Source organism: Paraburkholderia sp. J10-1, assembly GCF_905220165.1.
In the GTDB taxonomy this organism is placed as follows: domain Bacteria; phylum Pseudomonadota; class Gammaproteobacteria; order Burkholderiales; family Burkholderiaceae; genus Paraburkholderia.
Genome location: NZ_CAJMYW010000025.1, coordinates 71,937 through 80,715, shown reverse-complemented (window position 1 = coordinate 80,715; position 8,779 = coordinate 71,937). Strand labels below are relative to the sequence as shown.

The following is an 8,779-nucleotide window of genomic DNA, read 5'->3' as shown; positions in this document are numbered from 1 at the left end:
ATCGCATCGCGCAAGCATAAACAAAAAAGGCGGGGTATCCCCGCCTTCGGCACATCATACGGAAACCCGCACCTCCACCTCCGCGCGCGCCAGCAAGCCGCTGCAACGCGGCGAAAGATGCGCGAATACGACCCGCTTGCCCGCGCGCTCGTAGCGCCCCTGCACCGCTTCGAGCGCGGCGATCGCCGAATGGTCCGCCACATGCAGATGCGCGCAGTCGATCGTGACGTGCGCGGGATCGCTCTGCGGATCGAACAACATCTGGAAGTGCGTGGCCGAGGCGAAGAACAGCGTACCGCGCGGCACGTACACGCGCTCGCCCGCAGCGGTGTCGCGTGTCTCGCAGCGGAACTCGCGCGCATGCTGCCACGCAAAATTGAGCGATGCGATCACGATGCCGCAAAGCACCGCCGTCGCGAGATCCGTGCACACGGTGATGATTGTGACCGCAACGATCACCACGGCGTCGTTGCGCGGCACCTTGTGCAGCACGCGCAGCGAGCCCCAAGCGAAGGTTTGCGCAGCCACCACGAACATCACGCCCACCAGCGCCGCGAGTGGAATGCGCTCGATCAGCGGCGAAAGGAAAAGAATGTAGAGCAGGATCATTACGCCGCTCGTCACGCCCGAGATGCGTGCGCGACCGCCCGAGCCGAGATTGATGACGGTCTGGCCGATCATCGCGCAGCCGCCCATCGCGCCGAACAGGCCCGAAGCGACGTTGGCCGCGCCGAGCGCCACGCACTCGCGGTTGGGGCGGCCGCGCGTGGCCGTCACGTCGTCGGTGAGGTTGAGCGTGAGGAGCGTCTCCAGCAGCCCCACCATCGCCATCAGTACCGCGTAGGGCAGCACGATCTTGAGCGTGGCGAGGTCGAACGGCACGGCGGGCAGCGCAAACGTGGGCAGGCCGCCTGCAATGTGCGCCATGTCGCCGAGCGTGCGCACCGGCAGGTGCAGCCACTGCGCGGCAAGCCCCACACCAACGATCGCCACGAGCGCGGGCGGCGCGGCCTTCGTCACGCGCGGCAGCACGTACACGATCGCCATGGTGAGCGCAACGAGCCCCGCCATCAGCGCGAGCGCCGGGCCGTGCATCCACTGCGGCCCCTGCGGGCCGGGCACCTTGAAGTGCTCGAACTGTGCGCGCGCAATGATGATCGCGAGGCCATTGACGAAGCCGAGCATCACCGGATGCGGCACCATGCGAATCAGCTTGCCGAGGCGCAACGCCCCGAACAGCACCATGACGATGCCGCTCAGCACGACCGTGGCAAACAGATACTGCGGGCCATGCTGAACCACGAGCGCGACGATCACCACGGCCATCGACCCCGCCGCGCCCGAAATCATCCCGGGCCGGCCGCCGAACAGCGCCGTGATCGTACAGATGAAAAATGCGCCGTACAGGCCCGCGAGCGGATTGACGCGCGCGACGAGCGCAAAGGCGATGCATTCGGGCACGAGCGCAAACGACGACGTGATGCCCGCGAGCAGTTCGCTACGCAGCGACGAAAAGCGGGAAGAGCGGCGCGAGCCGGAACGGTCGGATTCCATGAAGCGTTAGGGATTTGCGGCAGATTGGCTGGATGTCGTTACCACGCCCCACGCGGCGCGTGGGCTCGAAAGGCGGCGGGGAAAGCTCGGCGCGCGAAGCGGCGGTGTGGCGCCGCTTTCAGGAGGCCCGCGCAGGCGCACGCGCGCCATGGCACGGTCCAGACGGACGAAAGGGCGCATCCTAGCATGATTGCCGTACGGTCGCCGGCGAGCGCGCGGGTTGCGGGTAGCAAACACGGGCCGTCTTGAAGCGCCGCTCGCAGACGAAATCGACGAATACGCGCAGGCGTGACGGTCACGCCTGCAATGCCTCACGCAGTCCCGTTAGCTGTGCGCGCACCGAATTTCGCCCGGTATGCGCTCGGGCTCGTCAGCGCGATGCGCCTGAAGTGCCGCCGCATCGATTCTTCGGAACCGAATCCCGCAAGCTCGGCAATACGTGCGATGGCGAGGCGAGGCCGGGACTCGAGCAGATCGCGCGCAACCGCCACGCGCTCACGCAAGACCCACTCATACGGCCCCATGCCCGTTGCCTCCTGAAACTGCCGTTGCAGCGTTCGTGGGCTCATGGAGGCCCTGGCGGCCAACGACTCGACACTATGTTCACGTTTTGGATTCGCCCGCACCCAGTCCATCAGTTGCGCGAGACGGCTGGCCTCGTCGGGCGGCATGGGGCGCGGGACGAACTGTGCCTGTCCGCCTTCGCGATGCGGCGCGACCACGAGCCGCTGCGCCACGCGATTGGCGACCGCAGGGCCATGATCCCGCCGCACGAGGTGAAGCAGCATGTCGAGCCCGGCAGCAGAGCCCGCCGAAGTCAGAATCTGCCCCTCGTCGACGTACAGCGCCTGCGGCTCCACGATGACGCGCGGATAGCGCTGCTGCAGACGCTCGGCGTAGCGCCAATGCGTCGTCACGCGTTTGCCGTCCAGCACCCCCGCGGCGGCAAGCACGAACACTCCGGAACAGATCGAGCAAAGACGGGCGCCGCGCGCGTAGGCCGCACTCAGCTTCTTGAGCAGCGCCTTGGGCGGCAACTCGTCCGCATCGCGCCAGCCCGGTATGACGATGGTCTGCGCCCGATCGAGCATCGCGAGCGTATAAGGCGCCTGCACCGTGATGCCGCCGGCAGCGCGCAGCGGCCCGCGCTCGAGCGCGCACACGGCGAAGCGATACCAGTCGACGTCCAGCTCCGGCCGCTCGAGTGCGAAAAATTCCGTCACGCAGCCGAATTCGAAGGTACACAGCTTGTCGTAGGCGAGCGCGACGACAAGATGATCGGTGGATTCATTCATGGCGCAATGTTACCGGAGATTGGCAATCGCGCCACTGGCTCGTCATGCAGCCTGCCTCGCACAATGGATGCCATCTCAACTCGCCACTCAGGAGCCGTATTCATGTCGACCGTATCCGCCATTCCTGCCGCCGGGAGCGACGAAGCGCTCACGCATTTCACCGCGTCGCTGTGTTTTGAAACCGACTGCTCCGATGTGCATGCCGCACTCGCGGGCAACGAACCGGCGGATTTCGTTCTGCTCGACGTTCGTGGTCCCGCGCTCTATGCAGCCGGCCATGTGCCCGGCGCGGTCAACCTGCCGCACGGGAAGATCGTCGCGTCGAAGCTCGCGGCCTGGCCTGCCGAAACGTTGTTCGTGACGTACTGCGCCGGTCCGCATTGCAATGGGGCAACGCGTGGTGCGATCCGGCTCGCGCAGTTGGGAAGGCCCGTCAAGGTGATGATCGGCGGTGTAACGGGTTGGCTCGACGAAGGCTTCGAGCTGGCTGTCGACGAGGCGGGATAAGCGCCTGCCGCACAGTGGCAAAGTGCGTCGCGCTTACTTGCAGGGAAACGTTCCGACCAGCGCCTTGTAGATAACGGCCGCGGTCGGTTCAAGAACATGATCGAGGTTGCGCTTCATCCATGCCGTCACGGCGGCGAGCTGGTCCTTGCGGCTGATATTCGGCGGCACACAGTACCGTGGCCGCTGCTTGTCGACGAGGGACTGCACCAGCACGCCGTTCGTGTAGCCGGCGTAATACATGACGCAAGCGTCGACATTCTCGGGCTTCTGGCATACGCCGAGGAAGACGTCGCCCTGATCGATCGTGGGGACCTGGTTCTGTGACGGTGCCGGTGCCGGGGCCGGAGCCTGGACCTGTGCCGCAGTCGCCGCGGTCCGGGCCGTCTGTGGAAACGGAGTCTGCGCAAGCGCGCTGCCGGCGCACAGCACATTGGCGAGTACGAATCCTGCGAGGGTGAGCTTTTTCATTTCGGGGTAGAACCTATGCATGGGAAAAATCCAGCCGCGCAGCATAACGTCAGGCTGGTTGCATCAGGTTGTCCCTCGTCAGCGATTCACTTCATTGCCCCGCGCCATCCCCCGCCGGATTCGCACTCTCGCGCAAACAATCCAGCGCCAGCCCCACGGCCGCGCGGCTCACGCTGTCACGCCGCCAGTACATGGCCACCGCGCCCGAACTTCCAAGCGGCATCGGCATGGCAAGCACGCGCAGCACGTTGAGCCGCTCGAAGCGCACGGCCGCGCGATGCGAGGCCACGCCGATCAGGCGCGTCTGGTTCAGCAGCGTCACATTGAGCATCGACGAATTCGATTCCACGGTGTGACGCGGCATGCTGCGCCCAGCCGCCGCGAGCGCCGTTTCGAGCGCCGTGCGAATGGGCGTGCCCGCCGGCCAGACGATCCACGCGTACTCGAACAAATCGGGCCAGTCCAGCTTACGGCGTTTCGCTAGCGGATGCCCGAGCCCCACGACGAAGTTCACGGGGTCGCGATAGAGCGTCTCCATTTCGAGCGTCGGGTCGACCTGCGCATTGGCCGCGCGTCCCACTACGACGTCGAGGTCCCCGTGCACGAGCGCCGGCATCATGAGGTTCATCGTGCTTTCCACGAGCCGCACCTGCGCGCGCGGCATCGTCTCAATGAGCCGCGCGACCGCGAGCGGCACCGTGTCCGCCGCCGACACGCCCGACGTGCCAATCGAGATCAGCCCGCTGCCGCCCTCGCGCAGCGCGTCCATGTCGTCGCGCGCGCTGTCGAGGTGGCCCTCGATGCGCCGCGCGTGCTCGATCAGCGCCTCGCCATAGGGCGTGGGCCGCAGGCCGCGCGCGTGGCGCTCGAACAGCGGCAAGCCGATGTCGGCTTCGAGGTCCTTGAGCCACTTTGAGAGCGCCGGCTGTGTGGTGTTGAGCGCTTCGGCCGACTGGCTCAGATTGCCGGTCTGCGCCACGGAAAGCAGCATCTGCAGGTGCCGCAGACGCAGGCGATGTGTCCAGTCCATGTGTCCCCCGCCTAGCTATATCCAAAAACATATGGATAAGAAGAATTTGTGATTTTACCGGATATGGCTTGCTGACTTATAAATTCGTTCAGCGGCAATGCAAACGAACGCAGCACCGACAAATACACCGGAACACAGGAGACTCGCATGTCCAGCATGTCAGCCAACGCAGTCACGCCCGAACGCGCGGCCTACTACGCGCAGATCGCGCGCAGCGGCATGTCGCCGCTCTGGGAGTCGCTGCACGCCCTCGTGCCGAAGTCGCCGCGCCCGCAGGCCCTGCCCGCGATCTGGAAGTACGCGCAACTGCGCGAACTCGTCATGCAGGCGGGCTCGGTCATCAGCGCCGAAGAGGCGATCCGGCGCGTGCTCGTGCTTGAAAACCCCGGACTGCCAGGCAAATCGAGCCTGACGCCCAACCTCTACGCCGGCCTGCAGCTGATCCTGCCCGGCGAGATCGCGCCGAGCCATCGCCATACGCAATCGGCGCTTCGCTTCATCGTCGAAGGCAAAGGCGCGTGGACAGCCGTGAACGGCGAGCGCACCACCATGCACCCCGGCGACTTCATCATCACGCCCTCGTGGACCTGGCACGATCATGGCAACCCGTCGGTCGAGGAAGGCGGCGAGCCTGTGGTGTGGCTCGACGGTCTGGATATTCCGCTGATCGCGCATCTCGACGCGGGCTTCGCCGAAAATTACCCCGAGGCCACGCAGCCCGTCGCGCGCCCCGAAGGCGACAGCTTCGCGCGCTTTGGCCACAACATGCTGCCCGTGCGCCATACGGTGAGTGATCCGACTTCGCCGATCTTCAGCTACCCGTATGCGCGCAGCCGCGAAGCGCTAGAGACGCTCTACCGCAACGGCGAACTCGACAACTGGGACGGCGTGAAGCTGCGCTACGTGAATCCGGCCACGGGCGGCTGGCCCATGCCCACCATGGCGACCTTCATGCAGTTCTTGCCTGCGGGCTTCAAGGGTAAGACCTACCGCAGCACCGATTCGACCGTCTATTGCGTGGTGGAAGGCCACGGCGCGGTGCGCGTCGGCGAGGAGCGCTTCACGTTCGACCCGCACGACGTGTTCGTCGCGCCTTCATGGGTGCCGGTGCAACTCGAAGCACAAAGCGACGCCGTGCTCTTCAGCTATTCCGATCGCCCTGTGCTCGCCGCGCTCAATCTGCTGCGCGAGGAACGCATCGGCTAACGCCTTTGTGGCAAGCGCGTGTCCGATTCGATACGGGCTTACCCATTAATTCGCAATCCATATCAACCTAGTCACTCTCCCAAAGAGCAACCATCATGGCATTCGTTTTTCAGCCCGAGGCGCCCGTCGCCCTTGCCGTTGCCGGCTCGACCGATCAGTTCGCCGTACGCCGCGTGTATTGCGTGGGCCGCAACTACGCCGCGCATGCGCGCGAAATGGGCTTCGACCCGGACCGCGAGCCGCCCTTCTTCTTCTGCAAGCCCGATAACGCCATCGTGCCCGTGGCCTATGGGCAAACGCTCGAACTCCCGTATCCCGCGCAAACGCAGAACTACCACTACGAGGCCGAACTCGTGGCGGTGATCGGCAAGGCAGGCTCGGACATCGCCCTGGAAGATGCGCTCTCGCACGTGTGGGGCTACGCCGTGGGCCTCGACATGACGCGCCGCGACCTGCAGATGAAGATGCGCGAAATGGGCCGCCCCTGGGAGATCGGCAAGGCGTTCGATCTTTCCGCGCCGGTCGGGCCCGTGCATCCGGCAAGCGTCGCCGGCCACTTCGACAACGCGGGCCTGTGGCTCACAGTGAACGGCGAAACGAAACAGAAGAGCGATGTCTCTCACCTCATCTGGTCGGTGGCCGAAACGGTTTCGTATCTCTCGAAGTTCTTCCGCCTCGAACCGGGCGATGTGATCTTCACCGGCACGCCCGAAGGCGTGGGCCCCGTGAAAGCCGGCGACACCATGAAGGTGGGCGTCGAACGCCTGGGCGAGCTGACCGTCAAGGTGGTTTGAAGCGCAGCCGTTTTACAGGAAAGTCCATCGTGCAGCTCTACAGCTTCTTCAATAGCTCGACTTCGTACCGCGTGCGCATCGCGTTGCGGCTCAAGGGCGTCGAGCATGACTATCTCGGCGTGAACATCCGCACCGGCGAGCATCGCGCGCCGAACTATGTCGAGCACATCAACGCTTCGGCGGCGGTGCCGGCGATCGTCGAAGGCGACCTCCATCTTGGCCAGTCGCTCGCCATCATCGACTGGCTCGACGCGCGCTATCCGGAGCCGCGCCTGATTCCGGCCCAGGCGCAAGCGCGTGCGCGCGTGCTTGAACTCGCGTATCTGATTGGCTGCGATATCCATCCGGTCAACAACCTGCGCGTGCTCAAGTATCTGCAGGACGTGCTGGACGTCACGCAGGAACAAAAGAACGCGTGGTATCGCCACTGGATCGCCGAAGGCATGGCAAGCGTCGAGCGCCTGCTCGCGCAAGCCGCAACGTCGCACGATGGAGCGTGGTGCTTCGGCGCGGCGCCGACACTGGCCGACTGCTGCCTCGTGCCGCAAATCGCCAATGCGCTTCGTATGGGCTGCGACCTCTCAGCCTATGAACGCAGCATGGCTGTGTATCGGCACGCTAGCGAGCACCCCGCATTCGCAGCGGCCGAGCCGCAGCGTCAGCCCGATTACACCCGCTAGCCACGCGCCTCAAACAAATCATTCAGGAGACAAGACATGCATACCTCTAACGGCAGGCGCAGCGCGATCGTGGTGGGCGGCGGTATCGGCGGACTGGCCGCGGCGCTCGCGCTCGCGCGGGCCGACGTTCGTGTGCTGCTGCTCGAGCAGGCGCCGCAGATCGGCGAGATCGGCGCGGGCATCCAGCTCGGCCCCAATGCCTTCACGGCGCTCGACGCACTCGGCGCGGGCGAGGCTGCGCGCAATCGCGCGGTATTCACCGACTCGCTCACGCTCATGGACGCGACCAACGCCAAGCCCGTTGCGCGCATCGAAACGGGCGAGCGCTTTCGCGAGCGCTTCGGCAATCCGTATGGCGTGATTCATCGCGCGGACATTCATCTGTCGATTCTCGAAGCGGTGAAAGACAACCCGCTCATCCAGTTCCGCACCGACACGCAAATCAAATCGCTCGAGCAAAACGAGTCAGGTGTAACCGTGATCGATCAGCATGGCGAGCGCTACAGCGCCGACGCCGTGATCGGCTGCGACGGCGTGAAGTCCGCGGTGCGCGCGGCGTTGATCGGCGACGAGCCGCGCGTGACGGGCCACGTGGTCTACCGCGCCGTGGTAGACGTGGACAACATGCCGAAGGATCTGCAGATCAACGCGCCCGTGGTGTGGGCGGGGCCGCACTGCCACCTCGTGCACTACCCGTTGCGCGGCGGCCGCCAGTACAACCTCGTCGTGACCTTCCACAGCCGTGAGCAGGAAGTCTGGGGCGTGCGCGACGGCAGCAAGGAGGAGGTTCTTTCGTACTTCCAGGGAATCGACGCCCTGCCGCGCCAGATGCTCGACCGGCCCACGTCGTGGAAGCGTTGGGCCACGGCCGACCGCGACCCGGTCGAACAATGGAGCTTCGGGCGCGCCACGATACTCGGCGACGCCGCGCACCCGATGACGCAGTACATGGCGCAGGGCGCCTGCCAGGCGCTCGAAGACGCGGTCACTTTGGGCGTTGCCGTCAAGGCAGCCGATGGCGATTTCGTCGAGGCATTCAAGCGCTATGAAGCGGCGCGCATTCCGCGCACGGCGCGTGTGCTCTACTCCGCGCGCGAAATGGGCCGCATCTACCACGCGAAGGGCGTGGAGCGTCTGGTGCGCAATGCGCTGTGGGTGGGCCGCACCCAGGACCAGTTCTACGACTCGCTGCAATGGCTCTACGGCTGGCGCGCCGAGAACTGCCTCGACACCGGCTCGGCGTAA

The 8,779-nt window shown here is 65.4% G+C and carries 9 protein-coding genes; 5 read left to right on the top strand and 4 right to left on the bottom strand.

Translation table 11 applies throughout. The features are described from left to right. Nucleotides 1-54: 54 nt before the first annotated feature. Complete coding sequence (locus tag U5A65_RS37500; RefSeq protein WP_321916464.1) at nucleotides 55-1,554, bottom strand: SulP family inorganic anion transporter; 1,500 nt, start codon at nucleotides 1,552-1,554, stop codon at nucleotides 55-57. 311 nt (nucleotides 1,555-1,865) lie between these two features. Continuing rightward, nucleotides 1,866-2,849: a transcriptional regulator FtrA gene (ftrA, locus tag U5A65_RS37495; RefSeq protein WP_321938910.1), complete on the bottom strand. Its 984-nt coding sequence runs from the start codon at nucleotides 2,847-2,849 to the stop codon at nucleotides 1,866-1,868. 102 nt (nucleotides 2,850-2,951) lie between these two features. On the opposite strand from ftrA, the gene U5A65_RS37490 reads away from it, so the two are divergent. Beyond that, nucleotides 2,952-3,356, top strand: a complete 405-nt coding sequence (locus U5A65_RS37490; protein ID WP_321949407.1) for a rhodanese-like domain-containing protein — start codon at nucleotides 2,952-2,954, stop codon at nucleotides 3,354-3,356. A gap of 33 nt (nucleotides 3,357-3,389) precedes the next feature. On the opposite strand, the gene U5A65_RS37485 is transcribed toward U5A65_RS37490, so the two are convergent. Then, a complete protein-coding gene (locus U5A65_RS37485; protein WP_321949406.1) occupies nucleotides 3,390-3,824 on the bottom strand; it encodes a Rap1a/Tai family immunity protein in 435 nt (144 codons plus the stop codon). A gap of 91 nt (nucleotides 3,825-3,915) precedes the next feature. Next, nucleotides 3,916-4,854 (bottom strand): LysR substrate-binding domain-containing protein, encoded by a 939-nt coding sequence (locus tag U5A65_RS37480; RefSeq protein ID WP_321916473.1) that lies wholly within the window; start codon nucleotides 4,852-4,854, stop codon nucleotides 3,916-3,918. 156 nt (nucleotides 4,855-5,010) lie between these two features. On the opposite strand from U5A65_RS37480, the gene gtdA reads away from it, so the two are divergent. The 4 genes from gtdA to U5A65_RS37460 all read left to right on the top strand — a co-directional run bounded on the left by gtdA (nucleotide 5,011) and on the right by U5A65_RS37460 (nucleotide 8,779). After that, on the top strand, nucleotides 5,011-6,060 hold the full coding sequence (gene gtdA, locus U5A65_RS37475; RefSeq protein ID WP_321916564.1) for a gentisate 1,2-dioxygenase: 1,050 nt from the start codon (nucleotides 5,011-5,013) through the stop codon (nucleotides 6,058-6,060). Nucleotides 6,061-6,155: 95 nt separating this feature from the next. Beyond that, on the top strand, nucleotides 6,156-6,854 hold the full coding sequence (locus U5A65_RS37470; protein WP_158762985.1) for a fumarylacetoacetate hydrolase family protein: 699 nt from the start codon (nucleotides 6,156-6,158) through the stop codon (nucleotides 6,852-6,854). Between the two features lie 29 nt (nucleotides 6,855-6,883). Continuing rightward, nucleotides 6,884-7,534, top strand: a complete 651-nt coding sequence (gene maiA, locus U5A65_RS37465) for a maleylacetoacetate isomerase (protein ID WP_321949405.1) — start codon at nucleotides 6,884-6,886, stop codon at nucleotides 7,532-7,534. A 36-nt stretch (nucleotides 7,535-7,570) separates the two neighbouring features. Next, nucleotides 7,571-8,779: a 3-hydroxybenzoate 6-monooxygenase gene (locus tag U5A65_RS37460; RefSeq protein ID WP_321916478.1), complete on the top strand. Its 1,209-nt coding sequence runs from the start codon at nucleotides 7,571-7,573 to the stop codon at nucleotides 8,777-8,779.

Coding starts and splice junctions, on each gene's coding strand:
- gtdA (WP_321916564.1), top strand. CDS start 5,011: ATGTCAGCCAACGCAGTCACGCCCGAACGCGCGGCCTACTACGCGCAG.
- ftrA (WP_321938910.1), bottom strand. CDS start 2,849: ATGAATGAATCCACCGATCATCTTGTCGTCGCGCTCGCCTACGACAAG.
- U5A65_RS37470 (WP_158762985.1), top strand. CDS start 6,156: ATGGCATTCGTTTTTCAGCCCGAGGCGCCCGTCGCCCTTGCCGTTGCC.
- U5A65_RS37480 (WP_321916473.1), bottom strand. CDS start 4,854: ATGGACTGGACACATCGCCTGCGTCTGCGGCACCTGCAGATGCTGCTT.
- U5A65_RS37500 (WP_321916464.1), bottom strand. CDS start 1,554: ATGGAATCCGACCGTTCCGGCTCGCGCCGCTCTTCCCGCTTTTCGTCG.
- U5A65_RS37490 (WP_321949407.1), top strand. CDS start 2,952: ATGTCGACCGTATCCGCCATTCCTGCCGCCGGGAGCGACGAAGCGCTC.
- U5A65_RS37485 (WP_321949406.1), bottom strand. CDS start 3,824: ATGAAAAAGCTCACCCTCGCAGGATTCGTACTCGCCAATGTGCTGTGC.
- U5A65_RS37460 (WP_321916478.1), top strand. CDS start 7,571: ATGCATACCTCTAACGGCAGGCGCAGCGCGATCGTGGTGGGCGGCGGT.